Origin of the sequence: Bacillus cereus group sp. RP43, assembly GCF_040459645.1 — a bacterium.
Lineage (GTDB): Bacteria > Bacillota > Bacilli > Bacillales > Bacillaceae_G > Bacillus_A > Bacillus_A mycoides_C.
In genome coordinates this window covers 94,586-113,154 of record NZ_JARVHQ010000002.1, presented here as the reverse complement: position 1 = coordinate 113,154, position 18,569 = coordinate 94,586, and the positions used below count along the sequence as shown (strand labels likewise).

Genomic DNA, 18,569 nt, shown 5'->3' with positions numbered 1-18,569 from the left:
TCATGCCCTATAAAAAAAACGAAGTTTGCAACCAAGCTTTTTTTTCAGCGTATAATGAATTACATAGATTGTTAATGCTGGCATAAAATTCGTCTTCATTAACCACAGATTTCTTACATTTCAACTACTTTGCAACAGAATCCTTTTTCCACTTATATAAAACTATTTTATGATAAACAGGATCAAATAATGGATTCGAATAAAAGACAGCTTCCTTTTCAACTTGCCCTTTTTTATTTTCCTATATGTACTCCCTTTCGAAAGCAAACGTATTTCTATATATATTGCTTTTATTATACCGTCTATCGTAGTTTTTAGGATATCGCTCTTTTACGTTTACAATTAAACAGCTTTATTATCACTGCACAGCTTGAATATAAACTAATGCGTGAAACGGCAACACCGATATTATCACAAAAGGCAGAAAAAAATAGCCCTATTTTGGCAGTGGACTTGTTGTTTAGCTATAAGCGCGCTATATGCTATTAGCTATATGCCAGGGGTATTGTATATACTCAAATCATAATTTTAGATTACAGCTGTTCCATTACAAAAAGTATTAAACTAACTAGCAAATATGCGATTTTCATATTGGAAATAAGGACAATTCTGAGACTGCATACTTAATAAAACAAGTATGTTTTTTTCTATAAATCTTTCAAAAGAAAAAAAGGCGTAATCCTTGATACATAAGGGATAAGCCTCTTTGCTTACCTCTTGCGATAGTATGTAATGGCAAATACCTATATATGATATCATAAATTAATGTTATATTTCCCCAATCAGGATGAATACCACTATCCAACCATCTGTACTTTCCATATAATTGAAATATTCTATGTGTCGAGGTGAAATCATGGATTCTTCTTCGTTTTACTCTATTGTGATCATAATTGCTGCGTTAGTCATATGGCGTAGAACTTTGGCAATGTATCGCCCTATTAAAGGGAACGGAACCCGCATTCTCTTACCCATACTATTTTTGTTACTCCCCTGCATTCACATCATCTTAAATCCAAAAGCACATGCCGCTGGCTGGGAATGGATTTGTGCAGCTATCTTTGGATTTCTTTTGTCAATTCCACTTATTTGGACCACTCACTATGAACTCCGATTCGATCAGCATATTTATGCTGTAAGAAACAAGAGCTTTATTATTACCTTTCTCATCGTACTTATTATCCGTTTTTTACTTCGTGATTATTTAAAATGGCTAGGTCCACAAACAGAAGCAGCACTATTTATGACTGTAGCACTGGGATATATCTTACCTTGGAGAATTATCTCTTTCATCAAATTTCGTCAACTATACAAAAGTCGAATCCAAACTAACAATAACATTGACTTACGATAACACTAATTATGTGAATGGAAAGTACTTTCAGAACTTCTGAGGGGACTTTCCAGGTTTGCAATACATTGGTTTTATGCTAACAAAAGATGCTTATTTTTTTGAAGAACTATGTTAATTTTGAGGAACAAAGGGACAGATTTACTGCCCCCTATTGTTTACTTATTTTGATTTTTTTTGGGCTCTTAATGCGATTTTTTCAAGTCCATTTTCTCCCGCAAATTCTACATCTGCTTTTGGTACAGCATTTTTATTGTTCTTCAATTGATTATTCTTATTTTTAGCCATTTTTTCACCACCTTTGTAGCTTGATTTAGTTATTCCTTCAAGGATGCCAACTATAATAAATACACTATATACAGATAGCGGAGTTGTGTTTTTTCGTCATCAGCACCCACGATTTTAGTTTGCTTTCTTTTTTGTAGCCTATACAATTTGATTTACTTCTTTAAATAAACTGCCCCATTCGCTCAATAAGAAATTGAATACAAAGTGATTGCACCCAATGGTTTTAACAATAAATATTTTTTGTTCCTTCGTTGGATAGATACGAAATTTATATGCTTTGTTGTAGCTTTTGAATAAAGTTTGTTGATTTTTGTGATCCTTGCTCAATTAAAGCGCCCGATTATTGAAGTTCGGTTTTAGGCTAATCCACTTCACATATTTACTTTATGAAGCTTCAAGATGAAGACTGCTGCCACGATAAGAAGGGACACCGTCAGAAAAGTAACTGCGAACGCGCTTTGCCCACTTGCGTACAAAGCTGCGGAAGCAACAATGAACACAACCAGCTTAAGCGTAGTTCGAATGGGGAAGGAGAAGATGGGGAGCGACGCCTTCGGGGAGAGAAACATCCCCCATAGAGTGGCTATGACTAGTGGCGTGGCAACCGCGAGTATAATTTTGACCGCTGCCCCTGTCTTGATATGATAACCCCAGTAACTGAACGCAGCCATTGCACCAAGCTCCAGTAGAAAGAATCCGGTGAGGACGCTAACACCTATCCATTTTATTTCCATCCGACTCTTCCTCCCCATAAAAAGAATTAAGAAACTAATGTTAATTTTTTTATATACAATATGTTTCGGTCATATTCTAAAATCCTGCCATTTAACTTAATAACAATTATTTCAAAATTCTGTATTTTTAGCAATCGCTTTATTCCAGAAAATGGCCCAATTGTTGAATAACATGACTGGCGCTTTTTAAACAACTTTATTGTAAATTAAACAACTATATTATCTCTGGACACGCTGAAGAACTGCAGCGATATCTATCTCCACGTATTCTTCAACAGGTAGCAAGCTTTCACCAAATATCAAAAACATAACCTACTCATATATTATTGGAGAACCTATTTAGTATTACTAAACACTAAATTAAATTAGATGCGAAATGTATCGAGTATATTATCTTTTTCTTCCTTATTGATTCCAATGTACCTTAATGTGATTTGTGGTGTACTATGATTCAATATTTCTTGTAGCATAGCAATATCATTTGTTTGCTTGTAAAACCAATATCCAAATGTTTTACGCATAGTATGAGTACCTAATGATTCTACTCCGGCAAAATCTCCAGCTTTTTGTAACTGTCGATAGGCTTGAATTTTACTAATGGGTTTATCACCTTTTCGAGAAGGAAATAACCAGGTACTTTTTAGATTTTCAGCGTATGGAAATACTTCCTCAAAAATAGATATAATATTTATGATACGTTCCTTTTTTGTTTTTCAATGCCTTGTTATTATGATTGGAATTTTACATCTGGAATGAAATTCCGAATATAAAAGTAAATAATATAAGAATGACAATTTTTGGATTTTAAAATAAATATTGTATTTTAAATATAATGGGTACAGCAACCATTCCTTCTTTTTGGATCCACTCATAAATTATTAAGTCAAGAAAAATCGGAACAAACACAGATTAATCTTGTTATATTTTTCAACATACTGAAGGTGCAGACTCAATCATATTTAGTGATTGAGTCTGCACCTTCAATTTTTAGATTATCTTTTTTATAAATATATTTTTGTACATATGCGTTTTATATAGTTACTTCTAATAATAAGGAAGTAAATAATTTGCATACAAGTAAAGCTTACTAATACAACAATTGAACTTTGAATAACGGACATTTCCTTACTTACTCTTTGTCCTAATTGGTGAAAAGTTAGAAATGCAAAACTGCTGTGAACCATAGCCACTACAATCGGTAAGAAAAATAGAATCATCATTTGTTTTGTCACAATTTGCTTTAACTCTTTTTGGCTTAAACCTAATTTTGAAATCATTTGATATTGCTCTTGATCACGTTCTAGATCAGTAAATAGACGAAAATATAAAAAACTTAGTGTAAATACGAAAAATAAAATTCCCACCAATACACTTGTAATAGAAAATAATCCGTTTTGTTGTTTCAGTTCAAGCCATTTTAAATTCAAAGATGAAAAGGTATAATAATCATCTTGACTCGTACCAATGAACTTCATAAGTTTTGTAGAAATTGCAGTTGTTTCAGGCCAATTTTTAACGATAAAACCGTATATGGTGTAATCTCGGAGTACGCCTTCTTGTTGAACATTTAGGACCTTATTGTAAACAGCATCAGAGACAATATAAGGGCTTTCCAATGTAGTCGTTAATTCTGGGATATAAACTGTTTTTTGAACAGAAAGTGATACTTCTAGTTCACCATATTTTAATTCAAAAGGATTTAGATACTCTGCAGTTTTTTGATTTTTCTGTGATATTATAATGATACTTTCATTTTCATTTGTTAATTTCTCTATTTCATACCCTAATTTTTTAGCGTATTCATTATACGTAGAAAGATTAATTAAACTCGGCCCATTTTGTGCCCTTTTAAATTTTGTTGCTACAAGTTTATAAGAAAATCCAGATTCTTTTAATTGTTTTTTTATCTCTTCAATATGGGATTCTTCTAGTGTATTCCCCTTATCCGATTGATAGGTAAATGCATATGGGGTCTCATGTTTTGCCAATTCAGGATTTGCGATAGCCGTACAAACTCCAATTGCTGTAAAAGATACTGCTGATATAATTGTAACGATAAAGAACGTTCTCGCATTATCTTTCATTCGATACATCAATTCTGAAATAACAAGTAGATTAATTCTTTTAAAGAATGTAGCTTCTCTATTTTTTAAAGCGGATAACACATATACACACAATTGAGTAAAGAAAAAATAGGTTCCACATACAATTAATAAGACACCTACTCCTACGAGTAGGAATAATTGATTCCAACTCATGTAATCCAACGCGACGATACTGTGGTGGACGAAAAAGTAACCTGTTCCAATTAAGATAATTGCCAAAAAGGATATCCAAACGGACACTTTGGGTGCAGGTTTTGGTTTTTCCTCTGATTTAATGAGTTCTACAAGCACATTCATTTTCACCATTTTTGATGTAAACAATGAAATGAGTAGAAATAAAACAAAAAAGGAAATAGCTGTTATCCCCATAGACTTTAATGGGAAGTAAAATGCTAAAGTATGCTTTGTTGCCAATAAGGAGCCACTAATTAGTAAAACTAATTTAGAAAAAACCATCCCAAGCCCGATGCCTGCTAGTATAGAAGGGATTCCAATCAGCATGTTTTCGAGAAAAATTAATTGATGAAGCTGCTTATAAGACATTCCATGTAACATTAATAATCCAAACTCTTTTTTTCTATTTTTTAAAAATGCACTAACAGAATAGAAAATCAAAAAGAAAGAGAAAAGAAAGATTAAGTAATACGATAATAGGAAGCCTATTTTCCCAAATGTACTCATGATGGTGCTTGCATTAGTCAGCTCGCCTTGTAGGTTCGGATGAAAGATAAGTAGTCCATAGGTGAAAAAAATCATTACAGCAAATGTGCTACTAAAAAAATGACCAAGATATATTCGTTGATTCCGTATAACATTATTAAATGCGAGCTGTCGAAAAGTCATGTTTATTCCCCCCTAATATAGAAAGACTGTCCATAATATTTTTATAAAATACTGGACGATAGTCATTGTAGCAAACTTCATTGTATAACTGCCCATCTTTAATAAAAATAATACGATCACAGTAACTTGTAGCAACTGGATCGTGCGTTACTAACATCATTGTTGCCTTTTCTTCTTTATTTAATAGTGTTAATATCTCCATTACGTCCTGAAAGGCTTTAGAATCTAAGTTGCCTGTCGGCTCATCGGCAAGAACCAATTTAGGAGAGTGAATGAGTGCACGGGCAATCGCTGTTCGCTGTGCTTACCCTCCTGATATTTCATATGTTCGCTTATTTAAAATTTCGTTGATTCCTAATTTTTTCAAAATAGATTCTACTCGTTTATTTATTCTTTTCACATTCATGCCATCTAATGTAAGCGGAAGAACCATATTCTCTTTTCTGTTAATGTATGCAGTAGGTTAAAGGATTGAAAGACGAACCCTAATTCCTGTCTACGAAATAAAGCCAAATCATTGGCTGAAAGTTGATTCGGATTTTGATTATCAATGAACACACTGCCTGATGCTGGCGAGTCAATTGTAGAAATCATATTCCATAATGTTGTTTTCCCACTACCTGAAGGGACCATAATCCCAACGAATTCCCCCTCTGTCATTGTTAAATTAATATTTGAAAGTGCTGTATGTGAAACTTTCCCTTTGTATTCTTTACTAAGATCTTTTATTTTTACTATTTTCATATGAGAAATCCCCTCCAAATTTACAAACTAAGTATGAGAGTTGATGGATAATGCCCCTTATCCCCTGTGCATGCACTATACAAACAAAGGCGAAGTCTTCAAACGGACTCCGCCTTTTCGATGTATCATGAATTATAGCAAGTACTATTCCTCCTCATAATATTTCCTCATACATTCATGTCTCTGTTTATTTCTTGAAAAATTTTGAACCAGAACCAAATTTACGTTATTTCCTTGCGGAAATAGGTTGAGACCAAATATATTCGTCATTATCATTTAAATGTACTTCAAAAACATATATAGGTTGAGAGAAACCTTTTGTATCAGTGTAGTAATCTATATTATATTTTGTAATGAATAATGTATCACCTGCTTTGAAAGATCCTATAGGATCAAATTCTCCTTGTTTCAGTTTTTGAATTGCTTCCTTTGGAGAAAGAATTTCAACATCTCGAACAGGTGATTTTTTTGTAACGTAATCTTTGTAAACAGGCATTTTTTTCCCTTCGTCTTTTAACTCTATTGATGTTTTTATAGTAACTTGAGACATATCAGTTTTTGTAATGGGATCAATAGGCAAATTCCCAAATTCCTTCATTTGATACGAAATCATTATCCCGATTGCGACGAAACTTACTGTAATGGGAAGGTATAAATATTTGATTATTTTTGTATCTGTTTCATTTTTTTTCAAAAATATAAGAACTATGTTTAACACAGAATATCCTAGCATCATGCCTAAAGTATTATGAAGTAAATCGGCTAGTTCCATACTTCCGCGTTGCAGTGTGAATTCAAGAATTTCAATCAATAAACTTGCTATAATTGAGATGATGAACATCCATTTTGTTTTTTGAAAAACCTTACTAAATAAAGGGAATAAAATTCCTAACGGAAAAAGCATACCTATATTTAAAATAATATGGAAAAAAGAAGAAAACGAATAGATATTCCATGCTTTTTTATAAACACTAAGTACATCGAAGTCAAACGTTCTTGCAAAAACCATATCATCTGAACGACCAAATGAAGTAGCTGATAATGCAAAGGAATAGTATCCTGTTATTAATACAAACAATATAATTTGTTGTACAGTAAGATTTTTTTCTCCTTTACATATCTTTTTGTATACTACAAAATAGCTAAAAACAAATACAAGTAGTAACAAGAATGTGAGTAGTATCGCAGGAATCGCATAACTAGCGATTAGATTGAAAATAAAGTTCATTTTACACCTCTGTTTTTATGAATTAAATATTTAATAGTTTTTATATACTATTCTAGATAGATTGTTACTCCTAATAATAATTAACATAGGATTATATATTGGTATCCATGTTCTATTGAATACGTATGCACTTTCATTTTTGGGGTTATCTTTTTTATGAATATAATTTTGTATATATGCGTTTTATATATTGATTTCTAATAATAAGAAAGTAAATAATTTGCATGCAAATTAAGCTTAATAATACAACAATTGAGCTTTGAATAACGGACATTTCCCTTTTTGTTTTTTGTCCTAATTGGTGCAAAGTTAGAAATGCAAAACTACTGTGAATCATAGCCACTACAATCGGTAAGAAAAATAGTATCATCATTTGTCTTGTCACAATTGATGGTATAGTTTCGTATTTCCTTATTTAAACTGTAATACTTGGTAGAATGTTATAAGCACTAAAATAACTTCATATAGCCCCACAGATTCTTCATGAATGTATCTGTTATTCATTGTAGTAGTAAGATTATTTTTCTCATATTGAATTGCCTTACATTTTGCTTACACGCTTGCAATATTTCTGAAAATACAGTTTATAAGGTTCGAAGCAATAATTCTTTTTTGGGGAAGATAGCAAAGAGGGATTTATCATATGAACTTTACTATACTGAACTAGATTTCCGTATAGTTTTTATTTTCAACTCATTGTTTTTTTACCAAACACGTATAAAAATCAATAGTATGAAAGTAAACTACTGGATAAAGGTTTACTTTCGGCTTTTGAATCATTTATAGCTAATTTTGTAATAAATTTCTCAATATAAATATACTTGTTAATTATGGTATTAATATTCAAAATTAGAAAAAATTAAATTATAATAAAAATATGATGGTTATCACATTTGTTTACTCCTTGTGCTAAAGATAAGATTGTGTTCCCGATCTTATCTTTTTTCTTTGTAGATTTTTGATACAAAAAAAGGAATCCTTATAATAAGGATTCTGCAACAGGAAATCATCACCAATAAGCTAATTCAATATTACAAAGTTCCATTTTGGAACTCCATTTCTAAAAGAGTAGAATTTACTTCTACTCTTTTATTATTTGTAATAAAACCCCAGAGTGGCACTTCATTCCTCGAATCGTTTCCGTACCCCTAGATACTCGAACATATCCAACCTTCATTCCTTTTTCTCTCCTTTTGTTCAATAACTTAATTCTATATATTTATCTGAACATAGATAAGTTTACAGGGTTTTTGAACATGAAAAAAGGAGAAATCCTATAATTTTTTGTTCCATATTAACGTGTCCAGAAACATACAATTTTCTGGACACATATAAAAGACTATAATGTTAAAACTTAACTTGATGAACATGAAACATAGATAATCATATATATTCTATCGAAATGTTGGCGTTAATCATTCATTAAAGCTTACTACTATTCACAGCAAATTACTTTGACAGACAAAGTAATTTGCTGTATTGTGTAATTCAAGAGGTGATATGAAATGAGTATTATATCTACAGACTTAATCCGTGGACATACGGATATGATTATCTTAAATGTTCTTCGTCAAGGTGATAGTTATGGATATGAATTATACAAAAAAATTATTGAATTAAGTGACAAGCAATATGAATTAAAAGAAGCTACTTTATATACAGCTTTTCGTCGATTAGAGAAAGAAGGCTATATCTTTTCTTATTGGGGAGATGAAACTCAAGGAGGAAGACGAAAATATTACCACATTACAGAATCTGGTGTACGTTTTTACGAAAATGGTAAAAAAGAGTGGAATATTGCGAAAGAGATTATAGATCGTCTAATTAAAGGAGTGATTACAAGTGTTAATGAGAAATAAAAAATTAGATAAAAGAATAGAAGAATACATCGATAAGCAGTTTATGAATGTAAAAGAAACACAACAACTATTTGATATGAAAGTAGAGTTGTTTATAAATTTAAAAGAACGAATTTCAGATATGATTAAAGAGGGTTATACGGAAGAAGATGCCTTTAAAAAGGGAGTCATTTCAATAGGAGATTTGAGTGACCTAGTGGAAGAAATGCAATTGTATGGGCGAGATAAAATGAACCAATCTATTGATTCTAAAGAAGCGCAACATATTTCAACAAAAGGAATGATTGGTGGAATATTATTATTTCTATTTGGGATATTCACACCCTCAATAGTATATTATTTATTTGGATCAAGATTATTTTTGATTACCTTTTTCCTTTTCACTGTTCCAGCTGTGTTGTTAACTATTTATAGATTATTAATAAAAGAGACAAGCAAACGTTTTGCAATGAATAAAGCTCGTGCGAGACGTTATATTTTAGGAATAGGGATTTTTCTATACGGTTCGTGTATATCAATTATAGTTTACTTACTTCCACTAATAATAAATCTTGTTGCAGTAGTCTTTTTCATGATAATCACATTGATTAGTCTATTTATCCTTTTACCGCTTCTATTCAATGGAAGAAGTCGCTTAAAAGTGGGATGAAATACGAGATGAATGAGTTCAAACGTAAGGACCTTAAATTTTCCACTGACGGTATAGGTATAATTTTGGGATTAGAAAGAGACTAAATCACAATCATTAAACAGTAAAATGAATAACCGATTCCCTGTACGTTAAGGAATCGGTTATTCATTTTATCGCTTTTTTATAGAGTTTTTTTCTCGTAATGGTCTTAGATTATTGAAATTTGTTTTTTGGTTTAAATTCCACACATAATCACCTGTCAATGTGATATGTTCCCAACCAAGTGGAGATATATGTTGTAAATATTCCTCTGGAATATCCACTCCTTTTGCACGTAAAGCATCTACTGCACGTGATATATATACCGTATTCCATAATAAAATTGCTGAAATAAGAAGTTGCAAACCGCTCGCTCTATGTAATTGGTCCTCATAAGAACGGTCACGAATTTCTCCTAATCGATTGAAAAATACCGCTCGAGCAAGAGCATGTTTTGCTTCACCTTTGTTTAAACCAATTTGTACCCGTCTTCTAAGTTCAGGACTCTGCAACCATTCTAACGTATATAAAGTTCTTTCAATCCTTCCTATTTCGCGTAAAGTTACAGATAAGCTATTCTGCCTTGGGTAGGCCGCAAGCTTTTTGAGAATAAGAGAAGCCGTGACGGTTCCATTACGAACAGAGCTAGTTAATCGTAATAAGTCATCCCAATTTTCTCTTATTTTCTTTGTCTGAATTGTTCCACTAATCATGAATTCTAGGTTTGGATGATTTACGGGTTTTTCAAAAGTATAAATTTTATTTTTACTAAACGTTTTAATTCTAGGAGCAAATCGAAATCCTAACATATGACACATGGCAAAAACGTGATCAACAAAGCCTGCTGCATCCTTATAATGTTCTTCAATTTTCAAATCTGTTTCATGATACAGAAGGCCATCAATAATATGTGGTGCTTCTTCTGAAGAACTAATCACTTGTACATAAAATGGGGCGTATTGATCTGAGATATGTGTATAAAAACTTAATCCTGGATCCCTACCATGCTTTGCATTTACTTGTGCCAACGGACTAGACTGACCACCGGCTCTAAAGAATTGTCCATCAGAAGATGAAGCCGAACCATCTCCCCAATGAGAAGAGAACGGGTATTTATGCTGAAAATCAGTGATTGCTCCAAGGGATTTGGAGTAATTTTCATCCCTTATATACCAATCCGATATCCAAGCCAATTGTGTATAAGATATATTTGGACAAGCATCTGCCATTTTAGAGAGACCTAGATTAATACCATCAGCCAAAATAGCTGCGAACAATACGGATTTATCCTTCGGCTCAGTTTGAGTATGAAGATGAACAAAATGTTTGCTAAAATGTATCCAGCTATCTACTTCTACCAATAGTTCTGTTAATTTAATACGTGGTAATACACTATAAATAAGTCTAGTTAGATCTTCGACCTCATCTGGGATCATTTTCTTTAAAGATGCAATTTGTATTTTATCTGCATAGATTTCAACATCTCGCAGTAACTGATTCTGAATTAAATGAGTCACCTTAGAAAGTTGCTCTTCCATTAACTGAAATCGTTCCTGTAAATACTGATCGATATTTGTTGAGATTGTTAAGGGAACTTGTTTTTTATTCTTCAATTCATACCATTTTTCTTGTGGTAAGAGATACTCTTCAAAATCCTTATATTGTTTACTTCCTACAACCCACATATCAAAAGGACGAGCAATTATTTTGGAAGTAAGAGCTTATGGAGTGGGCATTCCTACTGCTGATTTACCACGTGTTTTCAATCCATTTTATACTGGAGAAAATGGTAGGAAATTTAAAGAGTCTACGGGAATGGGATTATACCTTGTTAAAGAAGTATGTGAAAAATTAAATCATAAGATTGAGCTAGAATCTGAGGTAGGTAAGGGAACGAAAGTTAGAATCGTATTCCCGTATGCATCTCGTTAACCGATGAAAGAATAATTAATCATCGGTTTTTTCTTTTGAATCTTACAAACTTGTTAGATAAATGTTAGGGAAATCGATAGGAAAAATCCTATGCAATATGTACATTGTATGTAGAATCAAAACTGAAAGGAGAAAGGAATTATGATACAAAAGCAACGTATAGAAATAGTTGATTATTTACGGGGATTTGCGCTTATAGGCATTACTTTTACAAATATATTTCAAAACACGAGTATGGTGAGCACTGATGCCCATCCTTATTTTAGCACTTTCGTTTACACTTTCATGGTATCCAAATTTATTTATATATTTATGTTCCTTCTAGGCTTATCTTCTGCATTATTAATGTCAAATTTAAAGAAGAGGGGTGAAAGGGCAAATTTAATATATATCCGGCGTTTTATTATCCTGTTATTAATTGGTGTTACATGTACATTTGTAGGGGTCCCTGCCGGTGGATTATTTATTATGTATGCAATTTATGGGCTAATAGGATTTGTATTTCAGTATATACCACCGATGATTAACATTGTCGTTTTTATCGCTATTGCAATATTGATTTGGTTCACACGTGACATGGTTTTAATTGAAGGTGAATCAACTAATAATCAAATTGTATCTTTAGTAAGCACGTTAAGCGGATTTTCAATGGTTATTTTAGGGATATTTTTAGGACAAGTATCTTTTTTCAATAACCTACAAAGATGTAAGGTATTACTTGTAACAGGTTTAGTCCTCCTATTCTTTTTAACATACTATTTTTATGGCTGGATGAATAATTTTAGTTCTTTCGTACTGCCCCTATTTTATATTGTATGCTTTACCATTTTAAGTATGATTCCCATGGTAAGAAGTATGTTCTCATGTTTAATCGCATTTGGCCGAATGTCTATGTCAAACTTTATTGTGCACACATCGATTGTTTTTGACTATTTAGAAAATGGGAAATTCGCATTCTTAACCTATTTAGGTATCGGTCTATCCATTATTGTTATACAAATTATTTATAGTAACATATGGTTAAAGTACTTCAGAATGGGACCTTTAGAATGGATATGGCGTATGGGGATATATTGGAAGAAAGTTCGAATTGTAGATTCATTCGCGAAAGATTCTAATTTTAAAGAAAACAAAACCTGTTAAAGAAGTATGTGAAAAATTAAATCATAAGATTGAGCTAGAATCTGAGGTAGGTAAGGGAACAAAAGTTAGAATCGTATTCCCGTATGCATCTCGTTAACCGATGAAAGGTATACTTTTCATCGGTTTTTTCTTTTGAATCTTACAAACTTGTTAGATAAATGTTAGGGAAATCGATATGAGACATACTAAGTATAGGTTACACTTCATGTATCGAAAAGAGAAATGGAAGGTGAAATACTTGTGGAGATACTACATGTTTCAGATTTAGGGAAAGTTTATCCTGGGAAAATTTCTTATACAGCATTATCCCATATTGATTTAAAAATAAACAAAGGTGAATTTGTAGGAATTATGGGACCATCTGGGAGTGGTAAAACAACGCTATTAAATATGGTTTCTACTATAGATGCTCCAACATCAGGAGAAGTATTAATTCATGGAGAAAACAAAAAAAGTTGCTGAAAAAATTGTGACTACTCTTCAGAAAGATAATGAAGGTATACATGAGCCTGTATTATATAACGAACAATATAATTTTTCTTCTTTAATCTCTACATGGTTAATGATGAAACAAGGTTTTGGACTTGCATCCATTATGAGTGTATTAATAGGCATTGTTTTCTTTACGTTTGCCGCAAGCTTTTTATATTTCCGATTATACACAGACTTAGAACGAAATCAGCAACAATATAAAATGATAGCAAAAGTTGGTTTAAGTAAACCTGAATTAAAGAAAATTGTGTCACGTCAACTTGCATTACTATTCTTTTTACCCATTGTAATAGCAATTACACATAGTGCAGTAGCTTTTACGGCCTTACAAGAGTTAGCCGATTTTTCAGTCTTGGGTAGTTCAGTTATGGTATTAATTTGTTTCTTAATTTTGCAAATTATATACTTTTACTTTGTTCGTTCTCAATACTTGAAAAAAATGTATAAAACGATTTTTTAATTCAAATATAATTAAAAGAAGGAGAATATAGGTTGAAAAAAAGACTTGGATTATTAATAGTAGCTGGCATTTCGATTACCATGTTAGGAGCATGTTCATTATTTGGTACAAAAGACTCTCCAGCAAATGGGCTTTCAATAGAGGTAGAGCAGTTAAATGAACAAACAAGAAATTCTATAATTGACTCATACAAAGATATAACAACCTCACAAGACCTATATCAATTAAAAGAAGGGACTATAGATAATAATAAGCTTGACATAAAGCTACCGACTAAATTTGGGGATTCTATGGATACTGCTACTAGTAATTTACTATTTATTAGTAGAACAACTGCTGAAAAAATGAATAAAAAGGGACTTATTCGTGAAAGGGATAATAACGAGGGGCTCCTATCTTCAGTCCCTCTTGATTCGTTACCAAAAATAGAAAAAGATGAAACTATCATATTTGCAAATAAAGAATATAAAGACTTGAAAGAACTAACATTTGATGAGAAAAAAATGAATGTTCAATATAAAGGGGATGTATGGCTATCTCCATATCGTGGTGGATCCAACGTAATCCTATTAATTGTAGATGATACATTATTTAAAGAAATAAATGGGAAAGAAAAAACTAGACAGATTCTATCTTTTAATAAATCTTTTGGCAATCTTAATTTAGTCAATCAAGGGAAAGCACCAGAATTAAGTAAGGAAATAGATAAAGTAAAAACAGCTTTAGGCATAGAGAACAAAAGAGCTGTTAATTTTGTAAATATTACAGAAAAGTAAACAAATATTTCTATATAGAATAGAAAAAGTTAAAATCTATTAAACGATGAATGAAAGTTCATTTATTACTTTTTTCAAATATGATTATTTTTAAGGACACAAATAAGTGGATCAGATTTTTTAGTTATAATAAAAAATCTGATCCACTTTTGAAATTATAACCATCATCTAAATTTACACACTTGTTTTTTGTGTCTAAAATGTGTCTAAACGTACAATTTTCCCGCAATGATATGGTGACCCCATGCCCATCAACTTAAGCATTTTATAACACCCCAAAACGAAAAAACGGTTTTCTTTCTATTGGTTAATGAGGAAAAGTGGAAAAATGTTAGTTAAAAAAACGCAAGCCTCTTTTGATTAGAAGTTTGCGTTTTTTAACATATACTTTATTTTTTCTCTTCACGAGCTAAATCGATTACAATATCTTTTCCATCAACATCTTTTAATAATATTTTAAAATGATTCACATTATCAAAAGTAGTAACATCAAACGTTTTTACTTTAATTGTTTTCCCATTATCCCCAGCACTTGAGTACCCCTTCAACGTTGACTTATATGTTTTCCCTTTTTCATCCATAAGAATTACACTATCAATTGTTTTTATCTGACGTTTTATTTCTTCATCATCACCAGAAGAATCACGTTCAAATGTGATATTCGTCCCTGTTGGTAGTACTTCAGCAGACACTATTTTTACAGACTCAGGTTGTTGTTTAGGCACAAAATGAATCTCTTGATTTCCTTTAAACTTCGAGTCTAATTTTATTCCCCCTTGCCACTTCCCTTGAATTTCCTTATTAAGTTGCATACCATTCTTATGCAAAACTTCTATATCTTCTTTTACAGTATTTGATTGAGATTCTGCTTCTGTCCTGTAAGAAATATCTTTATTTTCTAATGGCGCAAACAAAGATATAGAACTAATATTAAAGTTTAGACTATCAATGTTATCAATTGAATTCATAGGATGGAATATTAAATTATAAGTTATTTCTCCCTCTTCTTCACCTGCTTGAATACTCCATTCGCTACCTGCTAAAATCTTATTATTTTCACTTGTTAATCCTTCTGTGTATTCCGCCTTCTCTATATATCGTCCTTTATCATCCGTTAAATCATACTTCATTCTTATATCTGTCACTTTACTTATTAGACTTTTATCTTCAAATTTTAATTTTAAAGAAACTGCTATTTTAGATTTATCATAGAGTATATTTTTAATTTGGATTGTAACACCATTATCTTTCATCACATTATTTTCATCTACTTTTTGCATATATCCATTATCTGCCGCCTTTTGAACTCCCTGATCTTTCGCAAAGAAGAATTTCTTTACTACAGCTAATGCTGAATCACCATACACGCCAACTCCAACACTTGCTCCAACAATCGTTAACCCTGCTATCATCGCTGCAATTATTTTTTTATGAGAAGATGTTTGTTTTTGTTTCTTACTTTTTCTAATTTCTTCAAAAGCAAGTTCTTTTTTCTTCAAAACACTAGTAGGAATTGTTACAGTATCATTTAATGCTTCTTCTAATTTATGCTCGAATTGTTCATTCATTTTAAATTCCCCCCATTATTTACATTCTCCCAGTCTTCTTTTAAATATTGTTCTTTTAACTGTTGCCTTGCTCTATGTAGTCTTGATTTAATCGTTCCTTCTTTTTCATTTAAAATCTCTGCAATTTCTTTTGTTTTAAATTTATTTACATAATAGAGTACGATTACTAAACGATACTCCACACTTAAATAACTAAGCATATTATCAAATTCAAGCTTTTGTTCGATATTTTCTTTTACGATTTGTTCTCCCTGCACTTTCCCATAATCGTCCACATATAAAACCTTATTTTTTCGTACTATATCATTACATTTATTCATTAATATTTTTGTAATCCATGTTTTAAAATACCCTGGTTCTTTTACCTTTTTTAAATTTGTAAAAGCAGACAAAATCGTTTCCTGTATTGCATCACCTATATCTTCTTCATTTTTCAAGCGTGCTTTTGCCACCTTATACATTTGTGGCATTAATATATCAATTGCTTCAATAAAGGCTTCCTCATCACCTTTTTGAGCTCGCTTTATGAGCAGCTCCATTTTAAATTCCCCCTTAGAAATCTACCATTTATGTTTTATATAACTATTAGACTGTATATGCCTTAAAATGGTTGCAAGAAACTTTAAATAAAAAAACCTTAGCTCAGCGAATACCCGAACTAAGGTTACTTTAAGTACAATGCTTCATAATCCTTATTATATCTCGGCTGTATCTCTTAATAGACTATTTAAAAGTGAAAAAAAACGCTATTCTTTCAGTATAAATTCAAAAAGAGAGGATGGCGTCTTTGTATGTATCTATCAATTTCTGATGAATTACAATTATTTGCTGAAGAGTTGCATCAACATCTTACTCCTTCATTTTTAGAGAATCTTGCTAGGGAACTAAATTTTGTAAAACGAAAGCGTAAATTTTCAGGTCATGATTTAGCTATTATCTGTGTCTGGGTTAGTCAACGTGTTGCGAGTGATTCATTAGTTCGACTGTGTAGTCAACTGCATGCTGTTACAGGAACTCTTATGAGTCCAGAAGGACTCAATAAACGTTTCAATAAGAAGGCAGTTTGCTTTTTAAAGCATATTTTTTCCACATTATTAAAAAATAAAATTTGTGAAACATCATTGATTCCAAGCTCTTCAACCACCTATTTTCAACAGATTCGTATTTTAGATGCAACGATTTTTCAAGTACCAAAACATTTAGCTAATGTGTATCCTGGGTCAGGTGGTTGTGCACAAACAGCGGGTATAAAGATTCAATTAGAATATGATTTACATAGCGGACAGTTTTTAAATTTTCAAGTTGAACCGGGGAAGAACAATGATAAGACCTTTGGAACAGAATGTTTAGCGACATTACGACCTGGCGATCTATGTATTCGGGATTTAGGCTATTATTCACTGGATGATTTAGATCAAATGGACCAACGTGGCGTGTATTATATATCGCGGCTTAAACTAAATAATATGGTGTATATCAAAAATGAGTTTCCTGAATACTTTCGAAATGGGACAGTAAAAAAACAATCTCAGTACATCAAAGTTGATTTAGAACACATTATGAATACGTTAAAACCAGGACAGGTCCATGAAATAACAGAAGCTTATATTGGAAAGGATAAAAAACTATTTACACGAGTTATTATATATCGATTAACTGAAAAGCAACTTCGAGAACGTAAGAAAAAACAAGTGTATACGGAAAGTAAAAAGGGTATTACGTATTCAGAGAAAAGCAAACGATTAACTGGTATGAACATTTATGTTACTAATACACCTTTGGAATGGGTTCCGATGGAACAAATACATGATTTTTACTCTCTCCGCTGGCAAATTGAAATCATTTTTAAAACTTGGAAATCCTTATTTCAAATTCATCATTGGCAAAATATCAAACAAGAGCGATTAGAATGCCATGTTTATGGAAAGCTCATTGCCATTTTTCTATGTTCTTCTACTATGTTTAAGATGCGACAATTGATTTTGGAAAAGAAACAAAAGGAATTAAGCGAATATAAAGCAATTGGAATGATTCAAGATCATTTATACATTTTGTATCAAGCCATACAACAAAACACCCAAGAAGTAACAAAGACTCTTATCCGTCTGTTCCACCTTCTACAGAAGAATGGACGAAAGTCTCACCGATATGAGAAGAAAACAGTCTTTGATATTTTGGGTGTTGTCTATGAGTATAATGGATTAAGAAGACAAAAGAAATCTGCATAATTTTTGAAATTTGGCCGATTGAGGTTTATTTGGCATGTTCATTTTTAAGGGTACAAAGTGTTTTAAGAGTTTTTTCATTCATATGAACGAAAGTTCATTTTGTTTCTGTTCTTAAGTTGATGGGCATGGGGTCACCATATCAAAAAAA

At 31.8% G+C, this 18,569-nt stretch carries 12 protein-coding genes and 10 pseudogenes; 11 read left to right on the top strand and 11 right to left on the bottom strand.

What is annotated here, in order from left to right:
* Window positions 1-856 precede the first annotated feature (856 nt).
* Window positions 857-1,354: a CcdC protein domain-containing protein gene (locus QCI75_RS27295; RefSeq protein WP_353761664.1), complete on the top strand. Its 498-nt coding sequence runs from the start codon at window positions 857-859 to the stop codon at window positions 1,352-1,354.
* Window positions 1,355-1,513: 159 nt separating this feature from the next.
* Here the strand turns inward: QCI75_RS27295 and QCI75_RS27290 are convergent, their stop codons facing one another.
* From QCI75_RS27290 to QCI75_RS27265, 6 genes and pseudogenes are all read right to left on the bottom strand, one after another.
* Window positions 1,514-1,639, bottom strand: coding sequence for a hypothetical protein (locus tag QCI75_RS27290; protein WP_001107285.1), 126 nt, complete (start codon window positions 1,637-1,639; stop codon window positions 1,514-1,516).
* Window positions 1,640-1,786: 147 nt separating this feature from the next.
* Window positions 1,787-1,966, bottom strand: a pseudogene (locus QCI75_RS27285) (helix-turn-helix domain-containing protein); the annotation flags it as partial.
* Window positions 1,967-2,010: 44 nt separating this feature from the next.
* Window positions 2,011-2,373, bottom strand: coding sequence for a YrdB family protein (locus QCI75_RS27280; RefSeq protein ID WP_002144369.1), 363 nt, complete (start codon window positions 2,371-2,373; stop codon window positions 2,011-2,013).
* Window positions 2,374-2,738: 365 nt separating this feature from the next.
* Window positions 2,739-3,086, bottom strand: a pseudogene (locus QCI75_RS27275) (tyrosine-type recombinase/integrase); the annotation flags it as partial.
* 288 nt (window positions 3,087-3,374) lie between these two features.
* Window positions 3,375-5,321 carry an FtsX-like permease family protein gene (locus tag QCI75_RS27270; RefSeq protein WP_353761663.1) on the bottom strand — a complete coding sequence of 649 codons (1,947 nt, stop codon included), beginning with the start codon at window positions 5,319-5,321 and terminating at the stop codon, window positions 3,375-3,377.
* Window positions 5,296-6,065: pseudogene (locus QCI75_RS27265) on the bottom strand (ABC transporter ATP-binding protein). The gene QCI75_RS27270 and the pseudogene QCI75_RS27265 overlap by 26 nt, the downstream one beginning before the upstream one ends.
* Before the next feature lie 57 nt (window positions 6,066-6,122).
* Between QCI75_RS27265 and QCI75_RS27260 the strand changes: the two are divergent.
* Window positions 6,123-6,203: pseudogene (locus tag QCI75_RS27260) on the top strand (IS6 family transposase); the annotation flags it as partial.
* 88 nt (window positions 6,204-6,291) lie between these two features.
* Here QCI75_RS27260 and QCI75_RS27255 read toward each other — a convergent pair.
* Both QCI75_RS27255 and QCI75_RS27250 read right to left on the bottom strand, forming a co-directional pair.
* The gene (locus tag QCI75_RS27255) at window positions 6,292-7,293 is read right to left on the bottom strand and encodes a VanZ family protein (protein ID WP_353761661.1); all 1,002 of its coding nucleotides are present in this window, start codon (window positions 7,291-7,293) and stop codon (window positions 6,292-6,294) included.
* Window positions 7,294-7,447: 154 nt separating this feature from the next.
* Window positions 7,448-7,690 (bottom strand): annotated as a pseudogene (locus tag QCI75_RS27250) (ABC transporter permease); the annotation flags it as partial.
* Window positions 7,691-8,798: 1,108 nt separating this feature from the next.
* Between QCI75_RS27250 and QCI75_RS27245 the strand changes: the two are divergent.
* Together QCI75_RS27245 and QCI75_RS27240 are read left to right on the top strand one after the other, a co-directional pair.
* On the top strand, window positions 8,799-9,152 hold the full coding sequence (locus tag QCI75_RS27245; protein ID WP_002166598.1) for a PadR family transcriptional regulator: 354 nt from the start codon (window positions 8,799-8,801) through the stop codon (window positions 9,150-9,152).
* Entirely contained in the window at window positions 9,142-9,801 is a 660-nt protein-coding gene (locus QCI75_RS27240) for a permease prefix domain 1-containing protein (protein WP_353761965.1), read from the top strand. Before QCI75_RS27245 ends, QCI75_RS27240 begins: the two co-directional genes overlap by 11 nt.
* A 152-nt stretch (window positions 9,802-9,953) precedes the next feature.
* Here QCI75_RS27240 and QCI75_RS27235 read toward each other — a convergent pair.
* A pseudogene (locus QCI75_RS27235) lies at window positions 9,954-11,519 on the bottom strand (Tn3 family transposase); the annotation flags it as partial.
* On the opposite strand from QCI75_RS27235, the pseudogene QCI75_RS27230 reads away from it, so the two are divergent.
* The 6 genes and pseudogenes from QCI75_RS27230 to QCI75_RS27205 form a co-directional block, all read left to right on the top strand.
* A pseudogene (locus QCI75_RS27230) lies at window positions 11,509-11,754 on the top strand (ATP-binding protein); the annotation flags it as partial. The pseudogenes QCI75_RS27235 and QCI75_RS27230 sit on opposite strands and share 11 nt — an antisense overlap.
* Before the next feature lie 141 nt (window positions 11,755-11,895).
* A complete protein-coding gene (locus tag QCI75_RS27225) occupies window positions 11,896-12,897 on the top strand; it encodes a DUF418 domain-containing protein (RefSeq protein ID WP_353761659.1) in 1,002 nt (333 codons plus the stop codon).
* Window positions 12,893-12,994 (top strand): annotated as a pseudogene (locus tag QCI75_RS27220) (sensor histidine kinase); the annotation flags it as partial. The gene QCI75_RS27225 and the pseudogene QCI75_RS27220, both read left to right, overlap by 5 nt.
* 143 nt (window positions 12,995-13,137) lie before the next feature.
* Window positions 13,138-13,344: pseudogene (locus QCI75_RS27215) on the top strand (ATP-binding cassette domain-containing protein); the annotation flags it as partial.
* Window positions 13,337-13,849, top strand: a pseudogene (locus QCI75_RS27210) (ABC transporter permease); the annotation flags it as partial. The pseudogenes QCI75_RS27215 and QCI75_RS27210, both read left to right, overlap by 8 nt.
* 32 nt (window positions 13,850-13,881) lie before the next feature.
* Window positions 13,882-14,625, top strand: coding sequence for a lipoprotein BA_5634 family protein (locus QCI75_RS27205; RefSeq protein ID WP_098277443.1), 744 nt, complete (start codon window positions 13,882-13,884; stop codon window positions 14,623-14,625).
* Window positions 14,626-15,014: 389 nt separating this feature from the next.
* On the opposite strand, the gene QCI75_RS27200 is transcribed toward QCI75_RS27205, so the two are convergent.
* Together QCI75_RS27200 and QCI75_RS27195 are read right to left on the bottom strand one after the other, a co-directional pair.
* Window positions 15,015-16,193, bottom strand: coding sequence for a DUF4179 domain-containing protein (locus QCI75_RS27200; protein WP_353760892.1), 1,179 nt, complete (start codon window positions 16,191-16,193; stop codon window positions 15,015-15,017).
* The gene (locus tag QCI75_RS27195) at window positions 16,190-16,732 is read right to left on the bottom strand and encodes an RNA polymerase sigma factor (RefSeq protein ID WP_000421570.1); all 543 of its coding nucleotides are present in this window, start codon (window positions 16,730-16,732) and stop codon (window positions 16,190-16,192) included. Before QCI75_RS27195 ends, QCI75_RS27200 begins: the two co-directional genes overlap by 4 nt.
* Before the next feature lie 252 nt (window positions 16,733-16,984).
* Here QCI75_RS27195 and QCI75_RS27190 point away from each other — a divergent pair, with 252 nt between their 5' ends.
* The gene (locus QCI75_RS27190; RefSeq protein WP_353760891.1) at window positions 16,985-18,421 is read left to right on the top strand and encodes an IS4 family transposase; all 1,437 of its coding nucleotides are present in this window, start codon (window positions 16,985-16,987) and stop codon (window positions 18,419-18,421) included.
* Window positions 18,422-18,569 lie beyond the last annotated feature (148 nt).